22 protein-coding genes are annotated in these 25334 nt (G+C 66.3%); 12 read left to right on the top strand and 10 right to left on the bottom strand.

Annotated features, from left to right (window positions below; all coding sequences use genetic code 11):
* Positions 1-29: 29 nt before the first annotated feature.
* A complete protein-coding gene (locus NNX38_RS13955) occupies positions 30-1022 on the bottom strand; it encodes a stage II sporulation protein M (protein ID WP_255798539.1) in 993 nt (330 codons plus the stop codon).
* A 54-nt stretch (positions 1023-1076) separates the two neighbouring features.
* Between NNX38_RS13955 and NNX38_RS13950 the strand changes: the two genes are divergently transcribed.
* Positions 1077-1877, top strand: a complete 801-nt coding sequence (locus NNX38_RS13950; protein WP_255798538.1) for an RDD family protein — start codon at positions 1077-1079, stop codon at positions 1875-1877.
* A gap of 568 nt (positions 1878-2445) precedes the next feature.
* Here the strand turns inward: NNX38_RS13950 and ahcY are convergent.
* The 3 genes from ahcY to NNX38_RS13935 form a co-directional block, all read right to left on the bottom strand.
* A complete protein-coding gene (gene ahcY / locus NNX38_RS13945) occupies positions 2446-3912 on the bottom strand; it encodes an adenosylhomocysteinase (protein WP_255798537.1) in 1467 nt (488 codons plus the stop codon).
* 37 nt (positions 3913-3949) lie between these two features.
* On the bottom strand, positions 3950-4135 hold the full coding sequence (locus NNX38_RS13940) for a Trm112 family protein (protein WP_229952460.1): 186 nt from the start codon (positions 4133-4135) through the stop codon (positions 3950-3952).
* An 89-nt stretch (positions 4136-4224) separates the two neighbouring features.
* A complete protein-coding gene (locus NNX38_RS13935) occupies positions 4225-4614 on the bottom strand; it encodes a DUF3499 domain-containing protein (protein WP_255798536.1) in 390 nt (129 codons plus the stop codon).
* A gap of 139 nt (positions 4615-4753) precedes the next feature.
* Between NNX38_RS13935 and NNX38_RS13930 the strand changes: the two genes are divergently transcribed.
* Positions 4754-5311 carry a metallopeptidase family protein gene (locus tag NNX38_RS13930; protein WP_255798535.1) on the top strand — a complete coding sequence of 186 codons (558 nt, stop codon included), beginning with the start codon at positions 4754-4756 and terminating at the stop codon, positions 5309-5311.
* 22 nt (positions 5312-5333) lie between these two features.
* Here NNX38_RS13930 and NNX38_RS13925 read toward each other — a convergent pair whose 3' ends face one another.
* From NNX38_RS13925 to NNX38_RS13915, 3 genes are read right to left on the bottom strand one after another with little or no spacing between them, the layout of a single operon-like run.
* Positions 5334-7046, bottom strand: a complete 1713-nt coding sequence (locus tag NNX38_RS13925; protein WP_255798534.1) for a DUF5719 family protein — start codon at positions 7044-7046, stop codon at positions 5334-5336.
* Positions 7043-10507: a glycosyltransferase family 2 protein gene (locus NNX38_RS13920; RefSeq protein WP_255798663.1), complete on the bottom strand. Its 3465-nt coding sequence runs from the start codon at positions 10505-10507 to the stop codon at positions 7043-7045. The genes NNX38_RS13925 and NNX38_RS13920 overlap by 4 nt, the downstream gene beginning before the upstream one ends.
* The gene (locus tag NNX38_RS13915) at positions 10507-11052 is read right to left on the bottom strand and encodes a WhiB family transcriptional regulator (protein ID WP_255798533.1); all 546 of its coding nucleotides are present in this window, start codon (positions 11050-11052) and stop codon (positions 10507-10509) included. Before NNX38_RS13915 ends, NNX38_RS13920 begins: the two co-directional genes overlap by 1 nt.
* A gap of 339 nt (positions 11053-11391) precedes the next feature.
* Here NNX38_RS13915 and NNX38_RS13910 point away from each other — a divergent pair, with 339 nt between their 5' ends.
* Complete coding sequence (locus NNX38_RS13910; protein WP_255798532.1) at positions 11392-12126, top strand: TIGR03089 family protein; 735 nt, start codon at positions 11392-11394, stop codon at positions 12124-12126.
* Here NNX38_RS13910 and NNX38_RS13905 read toward each other — a convergent pair.
* Entirely contained in the window at positions 12104-12655 is a 552-nt protein-coding gene (locus NNX38_RS13905) for a GtrA family protein (RefSeq protein ID WP_229952466.1), read from the bottom strand. The genes NNX38_RS13910 and NNX38_RS13905 overlap by 23 nt on opposite strands.
* A gap of 187 nt (positions 12656-12842) precedes the next feature.
* Here NNX38_RS13905 and NNX38_RS13900 point away from each other — a divergent pair, with 187 nt between their 5' ends.
* From NNX38_RS13900 to manA, 4 genes are read left to right on the top strand one after another with little or no spacing between them, the layout of a single operon-like run.
* A complete protein-coding gene (locus NNX38_RS13900) occupies positions 12843-14009 on the top strand; it encodes a 5-(carboxyamino)imidazole ribonucleotide synthase (protein ID WP_255798531.1) in 1167 nt (388 codons plus the stop codon).
* 3 nt (positions 14010-14012) lie between these two features.
* On the top strand, positions 14013-14552 hold the full coding sequence (purE, locus tag NNX38_RS13895) for a 5-(carboxyamino)imidazole ribonucleotide mutase (RefSeq protein WP_255798530.1): 540 nt from the start codon (positions 14013-14015) through the stop codon (positions 14550-14552).
* Positions 14549-16192 (top strand): LCP family protein, encoded by a 1644-nt coding sequence (locus NNX38_RS13890; protein WP_255798529.1) that lies wholly within the window; start codon positions 14549-14551, stop codon positions 16190-16192. Before purE ends, NNX38_RS13890 begins: the two co-directional genes overlap by 4 nt.
* Positions 16193-16240: 48 nt before the next feature.
* On the top strand, positions 16241-17569 hold the full coding sequence (gene manA, locus NNX38_RS13885; protein WP_255798528.1) for a mannose-6-phosphate isomerase, class I: 1329 nt from the start codon (positions 16241-16243) through the stop codon (positions 17567-17569).
* Positions 17570-17573: 4 nt separating this feature from the next.
* Here the strand turns inward: manA and NNX38_RS13880 are convergent, their stop codons facing one another.
* Positions 17574-18602 carry a peptidoglycan bridge formation glycyltransferase FemA/FemB family protein gene (locus NNX38_RS13880; RefSeq protein ID WP_255798527.1) on the bottom strand — a complete coding sequence of 343 codons (1029 nt, stop codon included), beginning with the start codon at positions 18600-18602 and terminating at the stop codon, positions 17574-17576.
* A 137-nt stretch (positions 18603-18739) separates the two neighbouring features.
* Positions 18740-19780: a class II fructose-bisphosphatase gene (gene glpX, locus NNX38_RS13875; RefSeq protein ID WP_230024773.1), complete on the bottom strand. Its 1041-nt coding sequence runs from the start codon at positions 19778-19780 to the stop codon at positions 18740-18742.
* A 176-nt stretch (positions 19781-19956) separates the two neighbouring features.
* Here glpX and NNX38_RS13870 point away from each other — a divergent pair, with 176 nt between their 5' ends.
* From NNX38_RS13870 to NNX38_RS13850, 5 genes are all read left to right on the top strand, one after another.
* Entirely contained in the window at positions 19957-20550 is a 594-nt protein-coding gene (locus NNX38_RS13870) for a DUF4245 domain-containing protein (RefSeq protein ID WP_255798526.1), read from the top strand.
* Positions 20551-20613: 63 nt separating this feature from the next.
* Positions 20614-21276, top strand: a complete 663-nt coding sequence (locus NNX38_RS13865; RefSeq protein ID WP_255798525.1) for a carbonic anhydrase — start codon at positions 20614-20616, stop codon at positions 21274-21276.
* A 41-nt stretch (positions 21277-21317) separates the two neighbouring features.
* A complete protein-coding gene (locus NNX38_RS13860; RefSeq protein WP_229952475.1) occupies positions 21318-22739 on the top strand; it encodes a class II fumarate hydratase in 1422 nt (473 codons plus the stop codon).
* Positions 22740-22863: 124 nt separating this feature from the next.
* The gene (locus tag NNX38_RS13855) at positions 22864-23571 is read left to right on the top strand and encodes a TetR/AcrR family transcriptional regulator (protein WP_255798524.1); all 708 of its coding nucleotides are present in this window, start codon (positions 22864-22866) and stop codon (positions 23569-23571) included.
* Positions 23568-25259: an MDR family MFS transporter gene (locus NNX38_RS13850; protein WP_255798523.1), complete on the top strand. Its 1692-nt coding sequence runs from the start codon at positions 23568-23570 to the stop codon at positions 25257-25259. The genes NNX38_RS13855 and NNX38_RS13850 overlap by 4 nt, the downstream gene beginning before the upstream one ends.
* The last annotated feature ends 75 nt before the right edge of the window (positions 25260-25334 follow it).

The following is a 25334-nucleotide window of genomic DNA, read 5'->3' as shown; positions in this document are numbered from 1 at the left end:
CACCGGGTGGGCCGCACGCCACCCCGCGGCTAGGCCGTACGCAGGTACGCCCCGGCGTCGCGCGCGGACAGGTCACCGCGGTGGCCGGCCCGGTAGGCCCTGCCGCCGAGGATGAGCGTGTACGCCCAGTACGCCGCGAATACTCCGAACCCGATGGTCAGGCGGAGCCAGGCCGGCAGGGGGCTGGGTGTAACGAATCCCTCAACCAGCCCCGAGATAAACAGGACCACTACCAGCCCAAGGGCAACCGTCATCAGGGAACGTCCCTCCTGCGCCACGGAGGTCATCCGGGAACGTCGGCCGGGGGCAACGAAGGCCCAGAAAATCCGCAGCCCAGCGGCCGAGGCAATGAAAATGGCGGTCAGTTCCATGAACCCGTGCGGCAGGATATAGGTGAAAAACACGTCCAGCCGGCCGTGTGCTGCCATCATGCCCGCGGACAAGCCCACGCTTACGGCGTTCTGGTAAAGGATCCAGGGTACCCACAGGCCGGTGATGCCGAAGGCAACCGCTTGGACGGCGATCCAGGCATTGTTGGTCCAGACCATGCCGGAGAACGACGCCGCCGGGTTTTCGGAGTAGTAGTTGACGAAATCCTCTTCGACATAGCGGCGGAGCTCCTCGTCGGACCCCACTGCTGCCAGTACCCCCGGTGTATTGACGGCCCAGAAACCGGTCAGCCAGGCCACCAGGACAAAGGCTGCACCTATCGCAACGGTGAGCCAGCGTACGCGGTAAAAGGCTGCAGGGAGGGAGAAAACGAAGAAGTTCGCGAGGTCCTCCATGAAGTTGGACCGGCTGCCGGTGAACCGGGTGCGCGCACGGGACAGGCGCATGGAAAGGGAGGCGGAAAGCGTTCCTTCCGGTGCCACCGAGCGCACGATGGAAAGATGGGTGGAGGCACGTTGATAGAGCCGAAGCAGTTCGTCCGCTTCCGGGCCGCTTAATCGGCGGCGGGCAGCCAGCTCGTCGAGGCGTTTCCAGTCATCGCTGTGCACGGCAGTGAAGGCATCGAGGTCCACGGTTACACCCTAACGGGTCGGTACAGTGGTCCTCATCACTTCAGGAGGACTCGAATGAGCAGCATTGTTACCGGCGAAGCGGTGGTCCTTGAACTCCGCCCTGCCGGCTTCGCCGCCCGGATGGTCAGCGCCCTCATTGACGTCGTCGCCCAGGTCCTTGTGTTCATCGTCCTGCTGCTGCTGGTCGCGCAGGCCGTCGTGTCGTCGGACCCCGCCCTGGCGCAGGCATTGTCGCTGAGCCTTGTGGTGCTGCTGTTTGTGTTGGTCCCGGCCACTGTGGAAACCCTGACGCGGGGAAAGTCACTCGGCCGGCTGGTCATGGGGCTGCGGATCGTCCGTGACGACGGCGGCTCGGTGCGGTTCCGGCATGCCTTCATCCGGGCGTTCACCGCGGTCCTGGAAATCTACATGCTCGCGGGTTCGCTGGCCTTCATGGTGGCGTTGTTCAATGACAAGTCCAAGCGCCTCGGAGACCTCATGGCAGGCACCTACGCCCTGCGGGACCGGGTGGTGGCACCGCTGCCGGAACTGGTGGCGGCTCCCCCGGAGCTTGCCGGCTGGGCGGACCTGGCCGATATCGGCCGTCTGCCGGACGGGTTGGCCCGCCGGATCTCCCGCTTCCTCGCGCAGAGCGGACGGATGACCGGAACGGCCAGAATGGTGCTCGCCTCCGAACTTGCCTCGGAAACCACTGCGCATGTTTCCCCGCAGCCGCCGCCGGGCACGCATCCGGAGGCCTACCTCCGGGCGGTCGTCGCAGAGCGCCGGAACCGCGACTACGTCCGGCTGGACCGTCAACGCTGGCAGTCCCGGGCCCTGGCCGAACGGCTGCATCGGATGCCGTTCACCGATTGAGCCGGGGCTTATCCGGCGGAACCGGCCGCTGGTAGTACAGCAGACGGGGTTATCCGGCGCCCAAAGCCCCGTTAGCTGTACAACCAACGCCCAGCAGACAAGCCCCAACCGCTGGTAGTACAGCAAATGGGCTTGTCCGGCGGGACCGGCCGCTCGCAGTACAGCTGGCGGGGTTATCCTGCGGAACCGGTCCGCTGGTAGTACAGCAGACGGGGTTATCCGGCGCCCAAAGCCCCGTTAGCTGTACAACCAACGCCCAGCAGAGAGCCCCAACCGCTGGTAGTACAGCAACTGGGCTTCTCCGGCGGGACCGGCCGCTGGAAGTACAGCAGACGGGCTTATCCGGCGGGACCGGCCGCTGGTAGTACAGCAGACGGGTTTATCCGGCGCCCAAAGCCCCGTTAGCTGTACAACCAACGCCCAGCAGAGAGCCCAACCGCTGGTAGTACAGCAAATGGGCTTCTCCGGCAGGACCAACCGCTCACAGTACAGTCCGGCGGGACCGGTCCGCTGGTAGTACAGCAGACGGGGTTATCCGGCGGAACCGGCACACCCCCCCGCGTAGCAGTCAGTAGCGGTAATGCTCGGGCTTGAAAGGCCCCGCCACGTCAACGCCCAGGTAGTCCGCCTGGCTCTTGGTCAGTTCAGTCAGTTCGACGCCGAGGGCGGATAGGTGCAGGCGGGCCACCTTTTCGTCCAGGACCTTGGGCAGCACGTAGACCTGGTTGGCGTAGGTCCCGTCGCCGTGCCTGGTGAACAACTCAATCTGCGCGATGGTCTGGTTCGCGAAGGAATTGCTCATAACAAAGGACGGGTGGCCGGTGGCGTTGCCAAGGTTGAGCAGCCGCCCTTCGGAGAGCACAATGATGCTGCGCTGCGCGTCGGTGCCTTCATCGAACACCCATTCATGGACCTGCGGCTTGATCTCGACCTTGCGGATTCCGGGAACCCGGGCGAGTCCGGCCATGTCGATCTCATTGTCGAAGTGGCCGACGTTGCCGACAATCGCCTGGTGCTTCATGGCGGCCATGTGGCTGGCCATGATGATGTCCTTGTTGCCGGTGGTGGTGATGAAGATGTCGCCCTGCGCCAGTACGGATTCCAGCTTGGCCACCTGGTAGCCGTCCATCGCCGCCTGCAGTGCGCAGATCGGGTCGATTTCCGTGACGATCACCCGGGCGCCCTGCCCGCGAAGTGCCTCCGCGGCTCCCTTGCCGACGTCGCCGTAACCGCAGACGACGGCGACCTTGCCGCCAATGAGCGTGTCGGTGGCACGGTTCAGGCCGTCCGGGAGGGAGTGCCGGATGCCGTATTTGTTGTCGAACTTGGACTTGGTGACGGAGTCGTTGACGTTGATGGCCGGGAACAGCAGCCTGCCTTCGGCCGCCAGCTGGTAAAGGCGCAGCACACCGGTGGTGGTTTCCTCCGTGACGCCCCGGATGCCCTTGGCGATTTCGGTCCACTTCCCCGGGTGCTCCGCCAGGCTGCGGCGCAGACGGTCGAGGATTACGGTGAACTCGTAGGAGTAGCCCTCATCGCCGTCCTGCGGGTTTTCCGGAACGAACCCCGCAGCTTCGAACTCCACGCCCTTGTGCAGCAGGAGGGTGGCGTCGCCGCCGTCGTCAAGGATCATATTCGGGCCGCCGGACCCTTCCGGCCAGGTAAGGATCTGCTCGGCGGTCCACCAGTAGTCCTCGAGAGACTCGTTCTTCCAGGCGAAGACGGGGACGCCTGCGGGTTCGTCTACCGTTCCCCCGCCCACCACCACAGCGGCAGCGGCTTCGTCCTGTGTGGAGAAGATGTTGCAGGACGCCCAGCGGACTTCAGCGCCCAAGGCCGTCAGCGTTTCGATCAGCACGGCGGTCTGCACCGTCATGTGCAGGGACCCGGCGATCCGGGCTCCGGCCAGCGGCTGGCTTGGACCGTACTCGCGCCGCAGCGCCATCAAGCCCGGCATCTCGTGTTCGGCCAGGCGGATCTGGTGGCGTCCGGCTTCGGCGAGGGAAAGGTCGGCTACTTTGAAGTCAATGCTCACGCTGGAATCCTCACAGGTTCGCGGCGGGTCCGGGCGGTTAGCCCTCCTGCCGAGTGGCGGCGGCCTTCAGCAGAACGGGAATTCCTTCTTCCACGCGGTACCGCACCGGTTTGCCGCCTGCGTCGGGAACGGTCGAAACGAGTTCGTCACCGTCCTGGACGAGGACGGATCCGGTGACAGGGCAACGCAGGACGTCGAGGAGTCCGGCTGTCAGATTGGCCATTGATACAGCACTTCCTTGAATTCGGGTGCCGCGGTGGGCGGCGCATCACAGCCAAGCCTAACGCGTGGAAGCCAGGCGAGGGGCGGTGCCTAGTTCTGTTCGCGCAGCACTTTCAGGTGCGCCCGGCGCGTCCCGGGGGTTTCGGCCGGTGGCTCCAAGGCATGCTTTCCGCTGCGCTGCGGCTCCGTGCTGTCCTCGTCCGTTGCCTTTGCGGCCTGTTCACGTACGGCATCCACCAAAGCTGAGAGTTCGTCACGGCTCGGAGTCCGGGGCTGGCCCTCCAGGTTCAGGCGGACAAGTTCCCATCCCAGCGGGGCGGTCAGCCGGGCGGAGTGGCCGGCACACAAATCGTAACAATGCGGCTCGGCGTAGGTCGCCAGTGGGCCAAGCACTGCAGTGGAATCGGCGTATACGTAGGTCAGCGTTGCTACCGCCGGCTGGCGGCAGGCTGACCGGGAGCACTGGCGTAAGGATTCCACGGAGGACCACTTTACCCGTTCTCTGCGCGGTGCCTGCGCAGGCGCGCCGGAACCGCGGCCCCGGGCCCTGCTGCGCCGCCGGCGGTTGCAGAAGGAAAAAGGGGTCCCGGGGGCCGGGGGCAGCGGTTAGAGTTCTTACATGTCCATGGGATCTTCATTCCGGGTGCGCCTCGATGTTGAGTCAAGTGCCGTTGAGTCAAGTGCCGTTGAGTCAAGTGCCGTTGAGTCAAGCGCCGCAGCCGCCTCCTCCCCCGGCGTGCCGGCCCGGTCCTTCCGGCAGCGGCGGCGCAACCGGCACGGCCGCGGCCTGCGGGGAGACGTGATCCCGCCGCATCTGGCCGGTGCCCGCACGCGTGCGGAACGTTTCGACGAGTGGGTACTCGAATCAGCCCAACGACTGGAACGGCTCTGGGGCGAACGGATCCAGTCCTACCAGTTCGTGGTCGAGGAGATCCCTCCTGGACTTGAGGAGCTGGCGCGTTCCGGCGGACCCATTCCGCTGGGCGCCGGGACGGCCTCCGCACCAAACCGGCCGCCGGTCATCACCATCTACCGGCACGCCGTCGAAACGGCTGCCCGCTCCCTGGTGCCCGTCAGCGAACTGGTTCATGACGTCATCGTGGAGCAGCTGGCGATACTGATGGGGATGGACCCGGAAACCGTTGATCCTGCCTACGGCCGGTTCCGCCCCCTATAGGTTCCGTCCCTATAGCGGAGGGCTAGTACCCCACACCGACCTGTACGCGGCTGCCGCCGACGGTGCCCCGGGGCAGGGGCACTACGCTGATCCCGGTATCTCCCCCGGTCACTATCTGTGCGCCGTAAACCGGTGCTCCGGTGGCGCTGACCAGGACTGCCGCAGCGGATCCACCCAGATCGCCAGGGTTCACCGTGGTAGTGGAGGCGGCTTTCAGCTGCACGGTCTTCTCGGCCAACAGGACGCCGTCGGCGGTGACAGCGGCGAGGCGCACTTCGGACGCCCCTTCCGGCGCCGTGAAGGAGAGCGTGGAGTCCCCCGATGCCAGCACCGCCAGGTGCTCGCTGCCCAGGCGTTCGCCGGCGGGAGCAACGGCAATATCGGTTCCCTTTTCGGCATCGGAACCGCGGCTGAAGACGGCTGAGGCGGCCACGGCGACGTCGGACGAAATATCGAGCGTGTATGTGCCTTCGGGCAGCGTATCCAGCGGAAGGCGCGTGACTGTGCCTGCAGCAGCGTTGTAGCTTCCGCCGCCTTCCAGGGCGGCTTCACCGTTGCTGCCGAAGACCCGGACGTTCACAACGGCGTCGCTGGCGCCCGGAACCGCTATCTGCAGCGACGGCGTGACCGACGCGTAGCCCTCCTCCTTCGCCAGCTTGCGGGTAGCCTCCGGGTTCTGGATGCGCACGCCGCTGACCACCTGCGCCGGCCCGGGAGCCGCTGTGGGCTGGATCAGCTCCACACCGCCGGGGGTCAGGCCCCGCAGCAGGTTCTGCGAAATCACCGCTGAAACCGGGCCGCCCGAACTACGCACCCGCACGGCCAGGGAGTCCTGGTTGGCGGCCAGTCCGGCAAGGACCACTGACTTTGTTTCGCCCGGTCCCACGGCGATGCCCCTGCTGCCCGGCCCTTCCACGGGGCCGGCAGTGCCGTAAAGTTCCAGGTCGACATCGGCGGGGGTCAGGGACGGGTTGGTCAACTGCAGCACCGCGGCGGCTCCGACGTTCGTCCGTGCTCCCACCAGCCAAAGGTCGTTGGCCGGGGCCTGGCAAGTGGCTGCCGTGAGCCCGGCCAGATCGCCGTCTGCAGCGGTATAGGTCATGGTGGCACCGGCCGTGACCTGCTGGGCACCGGAAGGCTCCGCGCTCAAAAGCGCCGCCGCAGAGACGGGCGTCCCGCGTACGACGCCGGCGGTCCGCTCTCCGGCAAGCGGTGAGTCCGTGCCGCCGCCGATGCTTTTGAGGACCGAACCGTCCGAGACTTTCGACAGTTCGGCGGCGGGCAGCGGGTTGCCTGCATCGGCTAGGAGAACGGCGCTCACCACCGACTTGGCAGAGGTGGACTCCGCGCTGAACTCGGCGTCCGTACCGGCTGTGTTGCCGGCGAGCAGCCGCGGGGGCTGCGGGCACACACCGGTCAGGGGTCCGGCGGGAACTTCGGCATAGGGAACGTCGACGGCGCCGCCTGCGGAACCGGTTCCCACAAGCGATGTCCCCGCCACCAGGGCACCGGCGGCGGTCAGCAGCAGGACCCCGGTGGTCCAGCGTCCTGCGGTCCTGGCTCCGCCGGAGCTGGACCGGCGGGCAGTGGCCCCGCTGGACCCGGAGCCGGCAGGCCCGGACGCAGGAGAAGTTGAAGCAGACCGTTCCGGTGCCTCTGGAAGCACCTCAGCCTCGTCCCCGGTAGAAGGGTGTTGTTGCTTTCCCGGCTTGCCGCCGGATTTGTCCCTGCTCATTGCTGGCTTCCTTCCGGGGTCCGGTCAACCCGGTGCGGGCCTGCACCGAAGGGTACGGGCGATTCCTCTTTTACAGCCGGCTGTTCCGAACCGTCTACCGGGCCGGCAGCGGGCTGCGGCTCGTTAGCCTCCGTTTGTGTCTCGGGGAAATCCCGTTTGCCGGGAAGGCGGACCGTTCGGCCGGTGGGTGTGGGAAGCGCCAGCAGCAAGGTCAGGCCGATCACCAGGATCTGCAGTGCCTCAAGCCACGGCGAGGCTGCGCTGACATAGTCCACGCGAAGCTCTCCGCCCTCGGCAGGCAGTTCGAAGGCCTGCACCCACTCACGATCCGTGGCGGTCAGCGGCCTGCCGTTCAGGCTGGCCTGCCATCCGGCGTCGGCGCGTTCGGCGAGGACCAACACGCGGCCCTCGGCGCCGGCCGGGATGGAGGTGCGGATGTCTTCGGACTGGGACGGCACGGCCGCCGCGGTGCTGCCGTCCGCGTTAAGAATGCGCGCCCTGGCACCAAGCCCGGACTGCGTCTCCGTACCGGCTGCGCTGAGCGGTTCACTCACCCGCCAAAGCCACCCGGAGCCGGTTTGTCCCACTGCGGATAATCCGGGTACGGAGTCCATCCGCCCGGCCAGCAGCTCAGCTGCCGTATCGGATTCCTGCAGTACCACGAAGGCGACGCCGAGACGGGCAAGGTCCGCCCGCGGGTCAACTCCTGTTCCGGCAGTAATCGCGGCAACCGCGCGGCGCAGGTCGGCAGTCGCCGGATCGTCGTCGGCCAGCGTTTCCTCGCCCGCACCGCCCTTTATCCCGCGGGCAGCGTAAATGGTGGAAAGCTGCTCCAGTGTGGTCCCGCCGCCCCGCATGAGTGCGGCTGAGACATTGCCCTCGCCGTCGACATGAAGGACAAGGCTGCGTGACTGTGTAGTGTCATGGCCGGCATCGGCTGCCGTGGCGGGCAGGCTGCGGTCTTCTGCACCCTGGACCTCCAGATTGGTGCCCGGCAGGATGCCTGCGGCGGCACCGTCCGGGGTCTGGGTTCCGGGGAAACCGCTGCCGGTGAACTGCGGGATGACCCAGAAGCCCAGGCTGGCGGCCGGACCGGCTGCGAGCACCGTTCCAAGCACTACGGCCAGGACGCGGTTGCCGCGGGCAACCCTGCGGCGCCGCGCACCGGACAGGAGGCCGCCGGCAAAAACCAGCGCCGGGCAGAGAAGCAACAGCGAGCAGGCGGAGACGAGCGGTCCGGTGAATGCCGTCACCACCGCATCCGGCGCCGCGGCGGTTCCCACGTAGGACGCTGCGGCGTTCAGGGCCAGGGCCGCCAGGACCAGCAGCCAGCAGAGCCTGGCCAGCGGCGCGGACCGGGGCCGGAAAAGGGCAAGGGCCGCCAGGAACACAACAGGAGCACCGACCACCAGTGCCAGCACCAGGTTCCAGGGACCGACCGGAAGCAGACCCGCCAGGGTGCCGTTGACGTCGAAGGCCAGTGGATAGCCGAGCAGTTGCTGCCAGGCCTCGGACCGGACGAAAGCAAGCGGCATGCCGGGATCGGCCAGGACAGCGCGAAGGTTGGGAGCAGCGGAGAGGACCTGCGGGAGCAGGAGGACAGCGCCGGGCAGCAGGGCCCACCACAGGGTCCTTGCACGGCGCCGCAGTCCCAGCGTCAGGAGGAGCACTGCGGCGGCAGCCAGCACGAACACCAGCGGTGCGGCAGAAGTGACGGCGGCCAGCAGAAGGCCTGCGGCAGCGGCTGCGGTCCAGGACGCGGCACGGGCAGGTGCTGCGGTCCCGGTTGCTGCCATCCCAGCGGATGCCGTCCCGGCTGCAGTACCCGAGCCGACGGCGCGGGCAAGCGCCAGCACCGTAAGTGGAAGCAGGATGTGCACAACCAGGGCGCCGAGCCGGCCGCTGCCCAGGGCCACCTGGAACGCGGGAACCGCCGCCCAGAACATCGCTGCCCAGAAGCGCAGCCCACGATGGCCGGTGAAGGCTCCGGCGGCGAACCATGCACTCAGCCCTGCCAGCGGGAGCGCAAGCAACAGCAGGATCAGCAGGGCGGCATTGCCGTTACCGAATCCGGCGACCGCCAGCAGTGAGAGGACAAAGTTGAACGGGTCCCCATGTGCAGGGGCTCCGGAGCCCAGGTGCGCCCACCAACCGGTAGCCGCGGTCCAGATCTCACCCACGCCCTGCCCCAGGGGTACCAGCGCCCCGCCGGCCACGGCCGAGGCGCCGAAGAGCCGGTGCAGCCCGGCCAGGGAGAACCCTGCCAGCAGCAGTGCAGCAGCGAGGGCGCCAAGCCCTACCCAGGCGCGCGCAGGGCCTTCCAAGGCGGCAAAGTCATTATTGGTGTCCCCGCTGGGGACGTATTCCGCGCTCCCTGTTTCGGGAGCCTCCGGCGAAGCATCCCGGTACATTGTCCGCCGGTGCTCCCGGACATCCCTGCTGCCGCTGCGCAGTGCATTAACTGCGTTGCGCGGGCGCCCCCGGGTATCCGCCGCACGCCGACGGGAGCGGTACAGATCGACCGGACGCACGACCGCCGCTGCGCTGGTGAGGAGCGAGGACACCGCATATCCGGGGTCCTTCGCCACCATCCCGAGGAAGAAGCGGCCAATGCCGCCCAGGACCGCACCTACTGCCAGGAACGGCACCTGCCACAAGGGTGCGTGTTTGAGCCGGAGGAAGATCTCCGCCCGTCGGGCAGCAGATGCGGAGGCGGCAGGGTTGGGACGGTTGCCCGCATGGCGCATCCGTGCCGAAGGCACCACCACCACCCGGTTTCCGGCCAGCCGGTTCCGCCAGCAGAGGTCAATGTCGTCTCCGCTTCCGGGCAATGCGGGGTCGAAGCCGCCCAGCAGGTCCCAGGCATCGCGGCGGATCAGCATGCCCGCGGAGTTCACGGCAAATATGTCGCTGCGGGAGTCGTACTGCCCCTGGTCCAGTTCATCGGCGTCGATCAGCGTGAGCCTTTCGGCCCACCGGTCAATGCTCAGACCCACGTCCACCAGGCGCCGGTCGTTATCCCATTCCACCTGCTTCGCACCCGCGATGGTTACCGAAGGTGCGCGCTCAACGGCCAGGAGCAGTTCCTCCAGTGCGCCGGGATCCGGAGCCGAGTCGTCATGAAGCAGCCAGATCCATTCCTGCACGGTGCCGGCGCCGTCCCCGGTTCCGCCGTCATGGGCGGACACCTTGCCGGTGGAGCGCAGGTTGTCCGGGAGTTCGGCCAGGCCCGCCTTCACAGCTGCTCCGAAGCCGCTGCGCGCCGGAACTGCGATGACCGGGCTGCCGACCGGGAGTCCCAGCTGCAGCAACGAGGCGCTGGCATCCGTGGAACCGGCGTCAACGCCGATGCAGAAGTCCGCAGGCCGGGTTTGGGCCGTCAGCGCTGAGAGTGTAGCGGGCAAATAAGAGGCGCCGTTATGGGCTACAACAACAGCGCAGACATGGACTTGCGAATGAATTAGACTGCCTGCTTCCGAAGCCGACGGCGTTCGCGCTCGGACAGGCCGCCCCAGATTCCGAACCTCTCGTCATTGGCCAGTGCATATTCGAGGCACTGCGAACGGACATTGCAGGCCGCGCAGACCTTTTTGGCGTCCCTCGTGGAGCCGCCCTTTTCGGGAAAGAAAGCCTCGGGATCGGTCTGTGCGCAGAGGGCATCCGCCTGCCAGCCCAGCTCGCCTTCGTCTGCGTAGTCCTGGCCCAGGCCCGGCAGTCCAATCCACACGGGCCGGCTTTCGGACTCGGGCGGAGCCTGGAACAACGAAACGGGCGGGTCCAGCACGAGCTCCTCGTCGACGGGAGCATCCGCAAGCGCTTCATGCGCGGCGAGGAAGGCAGTGGCCTGGTCCTCGAGGGTGCCTGCGGTTTCCCGGCGGTAGCGCTCGGCAGCAGCCGGATCTGCAGGATCCACGTACCAGTCGACGGGGACACCCCTTGAGCCGTAGCTGGCCGAAGCCTGCCCGGCGATGACCGTGCTGTCCTGCGTTTCTTCTGCTTGCCCCATGGAGTCCTCCCGGTGTTGCTGCTCCAGCGGCGGCTGTGTGGTGGTGCCGGCAGGGCCTGGGCCCTGCGGCTCCTCCCATGTGGCTGGAACAAATCCGATACCTAATTACACGTGTGTAATACGGCTCCGTCAAGCTGTTCAGGCATCCTATAGAGTTCAATCAACGGATGCCGGGAACGCCACGCCCGGGATTTCGCACATCAGCCCGGCGCGTCGCACTTTTCCCGGTCCGGGAACCGGGAACTACATGTTCCCCGTATTTATTACGCACCGACATTCGCATGAGGCCGGTGCACGCCGCGCCGCCTCATGCGGGAACCAACGAAAGAGGCCATTTCCATGACCATGTCTGCAGCAAGCACCCTGCTGTCCGGGCTCCGCACGCGCCAAGCTACATCCCCTGCCCTGATCTGGTACGGCCCCGCCGGCGAACGGATCGAGCTTTCAGGGAAGGTGCTGGACAACTGGGTGGCCAAGACCTCGAACTTCCTGGTCGATGAACTGGACGCCGAGCCCGGCCTGCGCGTCCACCTGGACCTCCCCATCCACTGGAAGACCTTGGTCTGGGCACTGGCTGCCTGGCAGACCGGCTGCACAGTGGTGCTCGGTTCGCTGGATGAAGGAGCACATGTGGACGTCACGGTCACCGATGCTGCGGACAGCGGCGCCGAAGGGACCGTCGTCGCCGTCGCGTTGGGCGCCCTGGACCTGGCGTTCCCGGCGGACCTGCCGGCCGGCGTCGTCGACTACGCGGCGGAGGTGCGTTCCTACGCCGACACGTACATGGAAGGCGCCCGGCCCGACGGCGGACAACCGGCCCTCGAGGTCGCGGGTCCTACTGCCGCCCGCGAATTGAACGGAACGGTGTCCTACGGATCGCTCGGGACCCTGCTCGAAGCAGCGGATGATTCCGCCGAAGTGCTGCTCGCTTCGGCTCCCGACCTGCCGCTCGTGCTGGAGGAGGCCGTGGGCACATGGGCCTCGGGCGGCGCCGTCGTGCTTACTGCGGCCGGCGTGGAACCGGATGAACGGGTATTGGCCTCTGAGAAGGTTACGAAGCGCTTGGAGGCTTAACGGCGCCGTACGGCTTGACCTTGCCGGGCGGGATTATGGACTCGTCGATCAGTTCATAGTCCTGCTCGAAGCCGGGCTCCTGGTCCAGTTCAACGTTGAAGACCCAGAACCGGTACGCGAAGAACCGAAGGACGGTGGCGACGGCGATGCCCAGCACGCCGGCCAGGAACAGCATGTTCTTGTCCTCGATACCCATGGGGTAACGGGCAACCCAGGTGAAGCCCGTGGAAATCACGATGCCCACGCCGTTGATCAGAATGAACAGCCCCAGTTCACGGCCCACGTTGTCCACGCTGCGGCGGCGGCGGAAGGTCCAGTAGCGGTTGGCGATCCAGGAGACCATGGTGGCGACGACGGCGCCCACGAACCGTGCCTTGACCTCGCTGCCCGACATGGGTCCGTGCATCAGGTAGAGGGTAAGGCCGTTGTCCACCACGAAGGCCACGGCACCTACCGTGCCGAACTTGGCAACCTCACGCCAAAAAAGGGAAACCAGGCCCCGAAGCCGATCTGACAGCGATGTATTCATGACCCTCCGAGGCCGATCCGCGGCAGCACTCCCAAAGACTCGGATCGACGGCTGCCAGTTCCCGACGCGCGGACGCGCGGCGGTCAAAAGGCGATATTACCGCGCCTTTATGGGAGTCTGCTTAGTGTCCGGGGAGACACCGGCGCCGCGAGGCGGGAATAACAGCCCTCTTCGGTACGCTTAAGCCGTGGATTTCCCAATTATCGGCGTGATAGGCGGCGGTCAGCTCGCCCGGATGATGGCCCCGGCGGCCACAGCCCTCGGATTTGAGCTGCGTGTGCTCGCCGAAGGCCCCCAGGTATCTGCCGTGGCGGCAGTGGCCAATGCCACAGTGGGTGATTACCGGAACCTGCAGGATTTGACGGATTTCGCCGCCCAAGTGGACGTTGTCACGTTTGACCACGAGCACGTGCCCGGCGAGCATCTGCGGGCCCTCGTGGAGAAGGGCATCAATGTCCAGCCTGGTCCCGCCGCGCTGATCCATGCCCAGGACAAACTGGTCATGCGTGCGGCCGTGGAGCGACTCGGACTGCCCAATCCCCGCTGGGCCGAGGTCTCCACTCCGGGGGAGCTGGCCTCGTTCGGCAACGCCGCCGGCTGGCCGGTGGTCCTGAAAACCCCGCGCGGCGGCTACGACGGCAAGGGCGTACGCATAGTGGACGACGCCGCGGCTGCCGCGGACTGCGCCGACTGGTTCGGCTCCGGGCCCCTGCTGGTCGAGGAAAAAGTACCGTTCGACCGGGAATTGTCCGCCCTCGTGGCCCGCACTCCCAGCGGCGAAAGCCGTGCCTGGCCGGTTGTCGAATCCATCCAGGTTCACGGTGTCTGCGACGAGGTCATCGCGCCGGCACCGCACTTGGATGCGGCCGTCGCGGACGCTGCCGCGGCAGCGGCCCTGCGCCTGGCCGAGGAACTGGGCGTCACCGGTGTTATGGCTGTCGAACTCTTCGAGACCCCCGGCCGCGGTCCCGGCTTCCTGATCAATGAACTCGCGATGCGCCCGCACAACTCCGGGCACTGGACCATGGACGGCTCCGTCACCGGCCAGTTCGAGCAGCACCTGCGTGCAGTCCTCGACCTCCCGCTCGGCGCGACCGCAGTACGGGGCGGCGCGGCCGTGATGAAGAACTTCCTCGGCGGCGACAACAACGACCTGTTTGCCGCCTATCCCCTGGCGCTGGCGGCCGAACCCGCCGTCAAGGTCCATACCTACGGCAAATCCGTCCGGCCGGGACGTAAGATCGGCCACGTTAATGCCGTTGGTTCCGCCGACGACCTCCCCGCCCTCCGCCGCAGTGCCGGCCGGGCAGCAGCCATCATCCGTGACGGCCGCGACCCCTTGAAGGAGAACTGAAGCATGCCCCACCGTGCTACCACGCCGCTGGTAGGCCTCGTTATGGGTTCGGACTCCGATTGGCCGGTCATGGACGCAGCCGCCGCTGCCCTTGCCGAATTCGACATCCCCTATGAGGCCGACGTCGTTTCAGCCCACCGGATGCCGGCCGACATGCTGGAGTACGGCCAGGACGCCCACCGGCGCGGGCTGCGCGTCATCATTGCCGGAGCGGGCGGCGCCGCCCACCTCCCCGGCATGCTGGCCGCCGTTACCCCGCTTCCGGTTATTGGAGTCCCCGTTCCGCTGAAGTACCTGGACGGGATCGACTCCCTGCTCTCAATCGTCCAGATGCCCGCGGGGGTGCCGGTGGCCACGGTTTCGATCGGAGGTGCCCGGAACGCCGGACTGCTTGCTGTCCGGATCCTCGCAGCGGGCACGGACCCGCTCGCTGCCCGCCTCCAGCAGCAGCTCATCGAGTTTGCCGGCGGGCTGCGCCAGTCCGCCATGGCCAAAGGCGCCGCGCTGCGCACCTCCCTGCCGGGAACGGACCAGCAGCAATGAACCAGCAACGCTCCGGGCCTTCGGGCAGCTCCTACACCGATCCCGTGCGGTACCCCCAGGCTGCGGCCCCCGCAGTGCGCACTAAGCGTGCCTTCATCCTCCTGCTGCTGACCTTGGTGCTTCCCGGGTCAGCGCAGGTGGTTGCCGGGGACCGGCGCCTGGGCAGGCGTGCCCTGCAGGTCACCTTCGCGGTTTGGGCAGTGGCGATTGCAGCCATCATCCTGGCCGTCACCAACCGTGCACTGCTGATCAACGTCCTGACCAATGGCTGGGCCTCGTTCCTCATCATGATCGTGCTGGCCGCCTTGGCGGTTGCCTGGGGACTGTTGTTCCTGAACACCCTGCGCATCATCCGCCCTCCCCTGCTGCAGCGCAGGGTGCGGCCGCTCGTTTCCGCCTGCCTGGTCCTGCTGATGGTTGGCACCAGCGGCAGCCTCGCCTACGGCGCCTACCTGATGAACGTCAGCCGGCAGACTTTCGGCTCCATCTTTGCCTCGGGCCCGTCCCTTGATCCGGTGGACGGCAGGTACAACTTCCTGCTCATGGGCGGAGACGCCGGCGAGGACCGCACCGGCCTGCGTCCCGACAGCATCTCGATGATCAGCGTGGATGCGAAAACCGGCCAGCCCGTGACGTTCAGCATTCCCCGGAACTTCCAGAACGCCCAGTTCCCCGCGGATTCCCCGCTGCACGATGTGTACCCCGACGGCTATAACTGCGGCGACGAGTGCATCATCAACAGCCTTTACCAGACGGTGACGGAGAATTACGCGGATCTCTACCCCGGGGCAGCGGATCCCGGCGCCGAAGCCATGATGGACGCCGTCAGCGGCAGTCTGGGCCTTGAGGTGCAGGCCTACGTCATCGTGGACATGGGCGGTTTCGAACAGCTGGTCGACGCCATGGGCGGCGTCACCATCAATTCCGGCGGCTGGGTCCCCATCACGGCCGGGGAAATTCCCGGCACCAACCGGCACTATCCACCGGACGGCTGGATCCCGCCGGGCACCCAGACCCTCGACGGCTACCATGCGCTTTGGTACGCCCGCTCGCGCGAATTCGTAACCGACTACCACCGGATCGCCCGGCAGCAGTGTGTCCAGCAGGCCATGGTGGCGCAGATGGACCCGGCTACGCTCCTGACCCGCTTCCAGGCCATCGCCACGGCCGGTGAGGAGATCGTGAAGACGGACCTCCCCCAGGACCAGCTGGGCAGCTTCGTGGACCTGGCGTTGAAGGCCAAGGGCCAGCCCATGGAGCGGATGACCATCGGCCCGCCGGACTTCGGCTCGGCGGCGGACAACTTCGTGACCTATCCGGACTTCAACCTGATCCATGCCCGGGTGCAGGAATTCCTGGCCGGTCTGGAAGCCGCACCTGCCGAACCGGCTCCGGCTCCCGCTCCGGCGGAGGAAGCTGCGCCGGCCGCACCGGAGGAAGCTGCACCAGAAGCCGCACCGGCGCCGGAGGCAGACACCGGGACGGACGGCGAAGCAGCCGACGGAACTCCCATCACCGAGGTGCCGCAGGAGGAGGAAACCGAAATAACGGTGGAGTATCTTCAGTACCTCGCGGAAATCGGCGATGATGCCACCCTCGGCTCGCTCCTGAACAACAACGGCGAGTGCAGCGTGGGATAGTTCCGCCTTCCCAGCCCGACCCGACTCTCCAGCACACGAAAGAGGCCCGTGTACCTGCTCCGGAACACCCTTCGACCCTATGCCTGGGGATCGACCACTGCGATCGCCGAGCTGTTCGGCCGGGAACCCTCCGGCGACCCCGAGGCTGAACTGTGGATCGGTGCGCACCCGGGGGCACCCTCGGCGCTGGTTCCGCCCGTGGACGGAAGCGAAACACTCGACGAGTTGATTGCGGCCGATCCTGAACGGATGCTCGGCGCCGACACCGCCGGGCGCTTCGGTCCCGAGTTGCCTTTCCTGGCAAAGATCCTTGCGGCCGGGGCTCCCCTGTCACTGCAGGTCCACCCCACACCCGAGCAGGCCCGGGCCGGGTACGCCGCGGAGGAGGAAGCCGGCGTGGACCGCGGTGCCCGGGAACGCAACTACAAGGACGGGAACTCCAAGCCCGAGATGATTTTCGCGCTCACGCCCTTCGAGGCGCTGTGCGGTTTCCGTAAGCCGGAGGAGTCCGCGGACCTCTTCCGTGCCGTCAATGCTGCGGTCACCGCCTCCGGCCGGGAGGTGCCCGACCTGCTGGAATGGATCGTGGCGGAGCTGTCCTCCGGCCACCCGGCACCGGCACGGCTGCAGTCCGTCTTCCGCACCCTTATTAATGACGGCGAATCCGTGCGTGAAGCCGTCGAACTTGCCGCGGCCGCCGTCGCGAAGCTCGCCGACGGCGGTGAATATGCCCGCGAGATGTCCACACTGGCCGAGCTGAACGGCTACTACCCGGGGGATCCCGGTGTCCTGATCTCCCTGCTGCTGAACCGTGCTTCGCTGCAGCCCGGCGAAGCGGTCTACCTGCCGGCCGGCAATGTCCACGCCTACCTCAGCGGGTTGGGGGTGGAGGTTATGGCGGCCTCGGACAATGTCCTGCGGGGCGGGCTGACCCCTAAGCACATTGACGTACCCGAACTGCTTCGGACCGTGGATTTCCGTCCGTTGGGCGTCCCGTACCTGGCGGCCGAGGACACGGGGTCGGGTCAGCAGGTATTCCGCCCGCCGTTCGAGGAGTTCGCGCTCCAGCGCCTGGAGCTCGCTCAGGGACCTTCCGCCGCGCCCGGAGATCCGCTCCCGGCCGAAGCGCCGGTCCTGCAGCACGGACCGGCGGTCGTCATCGCGGTGCGGGGCACCATTGCCCTGACGTCCCCGGCGGGAAGCCTCACACTCGAGGCCGGAGACAGTGCCTTCCTTCCAGCGTCCGAGGCACCCGTGACGGCCCGGCTCGCTGCGGATTCCGCACAGCACGACGACGGCGCGCTTGCGTTTGCCGTGACGGTCGGGTCGGTTCCGGCCGGGGAAGCAGATGCCCCCCGGCTGGATATCGACGCCTAGCGGGCTAGCGGCCCAGCCGGGCCTTCAGGGCGGCCGCTGCTCCGCGGGCCTTGCGCATTCCTGTCTTGGCCAGCGGCAGGGCGGTGGAGAAGACCGGATAGAGCGGGGACAGGGGCTTGTCCCAGGTGCCGGCCAGCTGATCCTCGTGCTTCGCCCAGCCCATCTTGAACTTCGAGACCCCGTCATTGAGCAGGCCGTTGAAGTCGTACCGCGCGATCCCCCGCTCCTTCATATCGGAGATGGCGTGCCATTTGAGGGCATAGTTCGCCCGTAGCCGTTCACCCTCCTCGGTCATTCCGCCGTAGAGCTCGAATGAGGTGTAGCCGCTGGTGGAAAGCCACAGGAACGCGACCACGTCCTCGCCCTTGAAGGCAGCGTAGACCGGTGAATCCTCGCCGAGGTTGTCGAAGATATCCAGGTAGTAGGAATCCTCGTGGATGCCGAAGTTCGCCCGTTCGGCGGTGAGCTTGTACACGGCCAGGCATTTGCCGATTTCCGCACGCGTCACCCGCCGGTAGGTCAGGTCCTCGCGCCCGGACTTGCGGATGTACTGCCGGTGTTTTTTGCTCATGTCCCCCGACAGGTCCTCGAGGCTGCGCTGCAGGTCCAGGATCAGCGTCCGGCCGATGAGGATGGTGTTCGCGCTGCTGCGGAAGCCCAGTCGGGGCAACCCCGCCACCAGCTTCCCGTCCGCATCCCAGTCGGGTTCGATGGACAAGGCCACGGCGGAATGGGTGCTCTTGACGTAATCCGCAACGGCGTCCAGGACTTCGAGTTCCCGTCCGGGCTCGCCCTGCGGGCCACGGGGAATGTAGGCAAGGGCCCGGAAGGGGAAGGGAAGCGCACGCAGCAGGACCTGAGCGCACCCGAGGACCGTACCGGCGTCGTCGCTCACCAGGACGCGGTCTACGTTCCATCCGTGGTCTGCCTTGGTCTTCCCCCAGCCCCACAACTGCTGCGGGTGCCCGCGGAAGCGGTTCACGGTTTCGTTCCAGGTGGCGGCATCGGAGCAGGGGGTAACGCGCAGTGTCATGCCTTCCAGCCTACTTGGCTCCGCTGCCGCACCCGAAAAGCGGCGCCGCCGCGGCGCCTTACAAACAGCTGATGCTGCCCGGCGGATCGCCGGGCAGCATCAGCTGTGTCTTGTCAGTTCGGGGCCGGCGTCAGCTCCTAGTTGGAGCGGGCGTAGGACTCCCACTTGTGTGCCTGGTGTTCGCCGTCCACCACGCGGATGGTGCCGGACTTGGAGCGCATCACGATCGACTGGGTCAGGACCCGGTCCTTCTTGTAGCGCACGCCGCGCAGCAGGTCGCCGTCGGTGATTCCGGTGGCGGCAAAGTAGCAGTTGTCGCTCGTGACGAGGTCATTGGTGGACATCACGCGGTCCAGGTCATGCCCGGCGTCGATGGCCTTCTGCTTCTCATCGTCGGAGGTCGGCCACAGCCGGCCTTGGATGACGCCGCCCAGCGTCTTGATCGCGCAGGCCGTGATGATGCCCTCGGGGGTGCCGCCGATGCCCATCAGTGCGTCGACGTCGGTGCCTTCGCGTGCTGCAGCGATGCCGCCGGCGACGTCGCCGTCCATCAGCATCCGGGTGCGCGCACCGGCGTCGCGGATTTCCTGCACCAGCGGCTTGTGCCGGTCCCGCTCCAGGATCATCACGTTGAGCTGGTTGATTTTCTTGCCCTTGGCCTTGGCAATCAGGTGCAGGTTCTGCTTCACCGGAAGGCGAAGGTCCACCATGTCTGCGGCTTCCGGTCCCGTGACCAGCTTTTCCATGTAGAAGACCGCCGAAGGATCGAACATGGTGCCGCGTTCCGCGACGGCCAGCACGGCAAGGGCGTTGTTGATGCCCAATGCAGTCAAGCGGGTGCCGTCGATCGGATCCACCGCGACATCGCAGAGGGCGCCGGTGCCGTCACCGACGTGCTCGCCGTTGTAGAGCATCGGCGCTTCGTCTTTTTCACCTTCGCCGATCACCACCACGCCGTTGAAGGAGACCGTGGAAATGAGTGAGCGCATGGCATCCACGGCAGCACCGTCTGCCGCGTTCTTGTCACCGAAGCCCACCCAGTGGCCGCCAGCGATGGCCGCCGCCTCGGTGACTCGGACGAGTTCCAGGGCCAGGTTGCGGTCCGGCTCGGAGTCCCCGACTGCCAATGCGGGGGAAAGTGTGGAGTACTGGGCACCTTTGGACACGTCAAACCTCATCTTCGAAATTATGATGTAGAAATTCTGCTGTAAACGTCTGCGGACAACCGCCGAAAGCGGGTGGCCTTTGTCCGATCATAGTCTGCGTGCCCCCCGTCACCACCTCGGCAGAGGATTTCGGCGGCGGTGCGTTACTCGGAGTAGGACATCGCATCCGAATAAGAGAACATGGATGGGTGAGTGAAACGCAGCCCGATCCCCAGCAGACCGATGAACCCGTAACGCCGGTATTGACCGCCAAGCAGGCCAAGCGGGCCAATGCCACCGTGATAGGCATGCTGATCGCCACCGGACTCACGCTGGCGCTGTGCCTGGTGCCCGTACTGCTGAATCCCGCGCCCAAGATGCAGGCCCGCAACGTCGATGTTGCTGCCGCTGCCAACCAGGCCGCCGGAGACGCCGGCTACCAGCCGCTGGCCCTGGAGCTTCCGGACGGCTGGAGTGCCAACTACGCCCGCTGGAATGCCGGAACCAACGACGGCGTCCCGAACTGGGAAGTCGGATATGTCACTCCGGATACCGAGTTCATCTCCCTGACGCAGACCAACGCCGCCAATCCCACCTGGATCTTCGAACACAGCGGCAACTCGACCGTGTCCGGTGAACGGCCGGCAGGCGGAGTCTCCTGGGAGCTGCGCGATTCCTCCAATAAGGACTCAACACTGGTCGCGGAGATCGACGGGCAAACCGTGATCCTCACCGGTTCCGCCGACCTGGCGGAATTCGATGTGCTCGCCGAACACGTGGTCCGCGAGCTGCGCAGCAACTGATCGTGACGCCTGCGGGCGTCCCGGGTCGGCACCACCGGTTCCCGTAGTAGTAACCTCAATAGCGTGGAAACAGCGAGCGAACAGATCATCACACCCGCCCAGGCCTGGCAGAAGCTGCGTGAAGGCAACGAACGTTTCGTAGCCGGCACCGCCCGCCACCCCAACCAGGACGCGCCTCGACGCAGTTCCCTCGTTGAGGGGCAGAACCCGTTTGCAGTGATTTTCGGCTGCTCGGACTCCCGCCTCGCTGCAGAGATCATCTTCGACCTCGGTCTCGGGGACGCGTTTGTGGTCCGCACCGCCGGACAGGTCATTGACGACGCCGTGCTCGGCTCGCTGGAGTACAGCGTGGGCACGCTGGGCGTACCCCTCATTGTGGTGCTGGGCCATGACAACTGCGGCGCCGTCACTGCCGCCAAAGCCACCGTGGACACGGGCGAAATGCCCACCGGGTACGTCCGCACCCTGGTGGAGCGGATCACTCCGTCCGTGCTGGCGGCGCAGCGCAAGGACCTGCACGAAGTCAATGACATGGTGGTTGAACACACCAAGCAGACCGCGGAACGCCTGGTGGAAAGTTCCCGCCTCATTTCCGCTGCAGTGGAGGAAGGGCAAGTTGCCGTTATCGGCCTGTCCTACCGGCTGGCGGAAGGCAACGCCGAACTCGTCTCCGGCTTCGGCGCCCTCGAGCATCCCGCCGTCCTGCGTTCGTCGCTGCCCAAGTAGCGGTTATCACTGCGGTGCCTTCGGAGATTAGGCTTGGGGGCATGACTTCTGACACCTCCGAATACCGCATCGAACACGACACCATGGGTGAGGTCCGGGTTCCGGCCTCCGCCCTCTACCGCGCCCAGACCCAGCGCGCGGTCGAGAACTTCCCCATTTCCGGCACCACGCTGGAACCCTCGCACATCGAAGCGCTCGCCCGGATCAAGAAGGCCGCCGCGACCGCCAACGCGGAACTGGGAGTACTCGACGACGAGCGCGCCCGGGCCATTGAAAAGGCCGCCGACGCCGTCGCCGCCGGCACCTACAATGACCAGTTCCCGATCGACATCTTCCAGACGGGCTCCGGCACCTCCTCGAACATGAACACCAACGAGGTCCTCGCGGAGCTCGCCACCCGGGCGCTGAAGGACGCCGGCAGCGAGACCACTGTCCACCCCAACGACCATGTGAACGCCTCGCAGTCCTCCAACGACGTTTTCCCGACCTCGGTGCATGTTGCCGCCACGTCCGCCCTGATCAATGACCTGGTCCCCGCCCTCGAGCACCTTGCCGTGTCCCTGGAGCGCAAGGCCGAAGAATTCAAGGACGTCGTCAAGTCCGGGCGAACCCACCTGATGGACGCCACTCCGGTCACCCTTGGCCAGGAATTCGGCGGCTACGCCGCTCAGGTGCGCTACGGCATCGAGCGCGTGCAGGCATCCCTGCCCCGTGTAGCCGAAGTCCCGCTGGGCGGCACCGCCGTCGGCACCGGCATCAACACTCCCGCCGGATTCCCGCAGCGCGTGATCGAACTGCTGGCCGCTGACACCGGCCTGCCGCTGACGGAAGCGCGGGACCACTTCGAAGCACAGGCCAACCGCGACGCACTGGTCGAGGTGTCCGGCATGCTGCGCACCATCGCCGTGTCCTTCTCCAAGATCGCCAACGACCTGCGTTGGATGGGTTCGGGCCCCAACACCGGCCTGGGCGAAATTGCCATCCCGGACCTGCAGCCGGGCTCCTCGATCATGCCGGGCAAGGTCAACCCCGTCATCTCCGAAGCCGTCCTGCAGGTTGCCGCGCAGGTAGTGGGCAACGACGCCGCCGTGGCATGGGCCGGCACCTTCGGTTACTTCGAACTCAACGTGGGCATTCCGGTGATCGCCGCGAACCTGCTCGAGTCCATCCGGCTCCTGGCGAACTCCTCCCGCGTAATGGCGGACAAGATGATCGACGGCATCGAAGCAAACGTCGAGCGCGCCCGCTACCTGGCGGAGGCTTCCCCGTCCATCGTGACGCCGCTGAACAAGTTCATCGGCTACGAAAACGCAGCGAAGATCGCCAAGTACTCGGTCAAGGAAGGCAAGACCATCCGCCAGTCCGTCGAGGACCTCGGTTACGTGGAGCGCGGCGAACTCACGGTTGAGCAGCTGGACAAGGCACTGGACGTCCTGTCCATGACGAAGCCGCCGCAGGCCTAAAGAACCACTGCTGCCCCAGTACGGCAGGCCCGCCGAAGGAGCGTCCGGATCCCCGGGCGCTCCTTCGTTTTGCCCGGCGACCGGAAATTTGCACCTGCCGGCTCAGAGTGCAAAACTCTACTCCGTGACGAAAGGTGCAACAGAAGACTGCGGACTGCGGGAGCGCAAGCGGACGGCCACCCGTGCCGCCATCACGGCGCACGCCCGCATCCTGACCGCCGCCAACGGTGTCAACGGCTTCACCGTCGAACAGCTGTGCGAGCGGGTCGGCATTTCCCGCCGGACGTTTTTCAACTACTTCCCCGCCAAGGAAGATGCCATTCTGGGTTCGCCCGCAGATGACCTTCCCCAGGATCTGGTTCAGCGCTTCGTCGACGGCGGCGCCGGCTCTGCAGGCGAAGGAATCTCCCCCGCCTTGGTTGCGGACTTCGTGGACCTGGCCGTCGGCATGACCGAACGCATGGCCATGTCCCGCTCGGAGATGGCGCAGCTGAAGGAAGCTGTCAGCGCCGAACCCCGGCTCATCCAAAAGGCCATGCGCGGCTCGCAGGAGACCGAGGAAACCTTTGCGCGGATAGTAGCTGCCCGGGAGTCCCTGCCGGCCGATGACCCACGCGTCCGGGCAACCGTTGCCGTCTTCGGAGCACTGGTCCAGCGCGCCGGGCTCCGCTTCTTCGATCCGGCCAACACCGATTCCTACCGCAGCATCCTCGTTACCGAGGTCAATGCGGCCATAGCCGTGTTTTCGTCCGCGTCTCCACTCTCCGTCGAACCAACGGACCACCGCCCTGCATCCACCGCCCCTGCCGATACCGCCAAGGACAGTAAATGACCTCCACCGCCGAACGTGCTTCCGGGCCGCTTCTGCTGACCCAGAAACGCATCTGGATCATCTTTTCCGCCCTGATCGCAGGCATGCTGCTTTCCAGCCTCGACCAGACCATTGTTTCCACCGCCATGCCCACCATCGTGGGAGAACTGGGCGGCGTCGAGCATCAGACCTGGATCACCACCGCCTATCTGCTGGCCACCACCATCGTGATGCCCATTTACGGCAAGTTCGGTGACGTGCTGGGCCGGCGCAACCTGTTCCTGTTCGCCATTGTCCTGTTCACTGCGGCGTCGGTTGGATGTGCCTTCGCCACCGATTTCTGGGGATTTGTTATCTTCCGGGCCATTCAGGGTCTTGGCGGCGGCGGCCTGATGATCCTGTCGCAGGCCATCATCGCGGACATTGTGCCGGCCGACCAGCGCGGCAAGTACCTCGGCCCGCTGGGCGGCATCTTCGGCCTTTCCGCCGTTGCAGGCCCCCTGCTGGGCGGCTTCTTCGTGGACCACCTGACCTGGCAGTGGGCGTTCTACATCAACATCCCGATCGGCATCGCTGCCTTCCTGATCGCCTTCTTCACCCTGACGCTGCCGAGCAAGAAGGCCACCAAACGGATCGACATCGCGGGCGTGGTGCTGCTGTCCATTGCCACCACCTGCCTGATTTTCTTCACGGACTTCGGCGGCAGCGACGAGCGCGGCTGGACCGACCCGCTGACGCTGGCCTTCGGCGCGGGGATGCTGGTTGCGGCAACCCTGTTCGTGATGGTGGAAAACCGCGTCGCGGACCCGATCATCCCGATGAGCCTGTTCCGGAACCCGATCTTCGTGAACAGCACGGCCATCGGCTTCACTCTGGGCATGGGCATGTTCGCTGCCCTTGCCTTCGTGCCGACCTTCCTGCAGATGTCCACCGGCACCTCGGCCGCGGTCTCCGGCCTGCTGATGCTGCCGATGATGGTGGGCATGATGGGTACCTCGATCTACTCGGGTCTCGCCATCACCAAGCACGGCACCTACAAGAAGTACCCGATCATGGGTGCGGCCCTGGTGATCGCTGCCATGCTCTGGATGACCACCCTCTCCGCCGACACCCCGGTCTGGGTGATCTGCGCACAGCTGTTCGTCTTCGGCGCCGGGCTCGGCTACATCATGCAGGTGGTGGTCCTGGTGGTGCAGAACTCCGTCCCCGTGGACCAGATCGGCACCGCGACCTCCAGCAACAACTACTTCCGCGAGGTCGGCGCTTCCCTGGGCGTGGCTATCTTCGGTGCCATGTTCACCTCGCGCCTTTCGGACAACCTGAATGAGGTCTTCACCAAGGCCGGCTTCGATCCTTCCGCCGCCGGCGAGGCCACTGCCACCCTGCAGCCGTCCGTCATGAACGATCTGCCCGAACCGATCCGGGACGGCATTGTCACCGCCTATGCCGATTCGCTGGCCCCCGTTTTCTGGTACCTGATCCCGTTCCTGGTCATCGCGCTGGTCCTGGCCTTCTTCCTGAAGCAGATCCCGTTGTCCGACGTCGCCGGAATGGTGGCCCGCGGGGACGCCGTTGCCGGCCCGGAGGCGGACCGGCTGGAGGCCGAACGCCTGGCCGCGCTCAAGGGAACCGGTGCGCAGGCCGCAGCCCCGGCAGAAGCCCCGGAGCCTGAGCCGCAGGCTCCGGAAAACCCCTACCGGGAGAAGTAGCGGCTTCGCTGCATTAACCGCCGAAAGGGCCGTCCTGCTGCTGCGGGACGGCCCTTTCCTGTTCGGGGTCTCAGC

This window comes from Arthrobacter sp. zg-Y238, assembly GCF_024385525.1.
GTDB classification, from domain to species: Bacteria; Actinomycetota; Actinomycetes; order Actinomycetales; family Micrococcaceae; genus Arthrobacter_B; species Arthrobacter_B jinronghuae.
Note: the sequence above shows the minus strand (reverse complement) of the source record. Positions and strands in the feature narration are given on the sequence as shown.

Bases quoted from the DNA above. Each gene is read 5' to 3' on its own strand.
- glpX (WP_230024773.1), bottom strand. From the start codon at position 19,780: ATGAGGTTTGACGTGTCCAAAGGTGCCCAGTACTCCACACTTTCCCCC.
- NNX38_RS13930 (WP_255798535.1), top strand. From the start codon at position 4,754: ATGTCCATGGGATCTTCATTCCGGGTGCGCCTCGATGTTGAGTCAAGT.
- NNX38_RS13860 (WP_229952475.1), top strand. From the start codon at position 21,318: ATGACTTCTGACACCTCCGAATACCGCATCGAACACGACACCATGGGT.
- NNX38_RS13880 (WP_255798527.1), bottom strand. From the start codon at position 18,602: ATGACACTGCGCGTTACCCCCTGCTCCGATGCCGCCACCTGGAACGAA.
- NNX38_RS13915 (WP_255798533.1), bottom strand. From the start codon at position 11,052: ATGGGGCAAGCAGAAGAAACGCAGGACAGCACGGTCATCGCCGGGCAG.
- NNX38_RS13950 (WP_255798538.1), top strand. From the start codon at position 1,077: ATGAGCAGCATTGTTACCGGCGAAGCGGTGGTCCTTGAACTCCGCCCT.
- NNX38_RS13905 (WP_229952466.1), bottom strand. From the start codon at position 12,655: ATGAATACATCGCTGTCAGATCGGCTTCGGGGCCTGGTTTCCCTTTTT.
- NNX38_RS13890 (WP_255798529.1), top strand. From the start codon at position 14,549: ATGAACCAGCAACGCTCCGGGCCTTCGGGCAGCTCCTACACCGATCCC.
- purE (WP_255798530.1), top strand. From the start codon at position 14,013: ATGCCCCACCGTGCTACCACGCCGCTGGTAGGCCTCGTTATGGGTTCG.
- NNX38_RS13910 (WP_255798532.1), top strand. From the start codon at position 11,392: ATGACCATGTCTGCAGCAAGCACCCTGCTGTCCGGGCTCCGCACGCGC.
- NNX38_RS13940 (WP_229952460.1), bottom strand. From the start codon at position 4,135: ATGGCCAATCTGACAGCCGGACTCCTCGACGTCCTGCGTTGCCCTGTC.
- NNX38_RS13850 (WP_255798523.1), top strand. From the start codon at position 23,568: ATGACCTCCACCGCCGAACGTGCTTCCGGGCCGCTTCTGCTGACCCAG.
- NNX38_RS13925 (WP_255798534.1), bottom strand. From the start codon at position 7,046: ATGAGCAGGGACAAATCCGGCGGCAAGCCGGGAAAGCAACAACACCCT.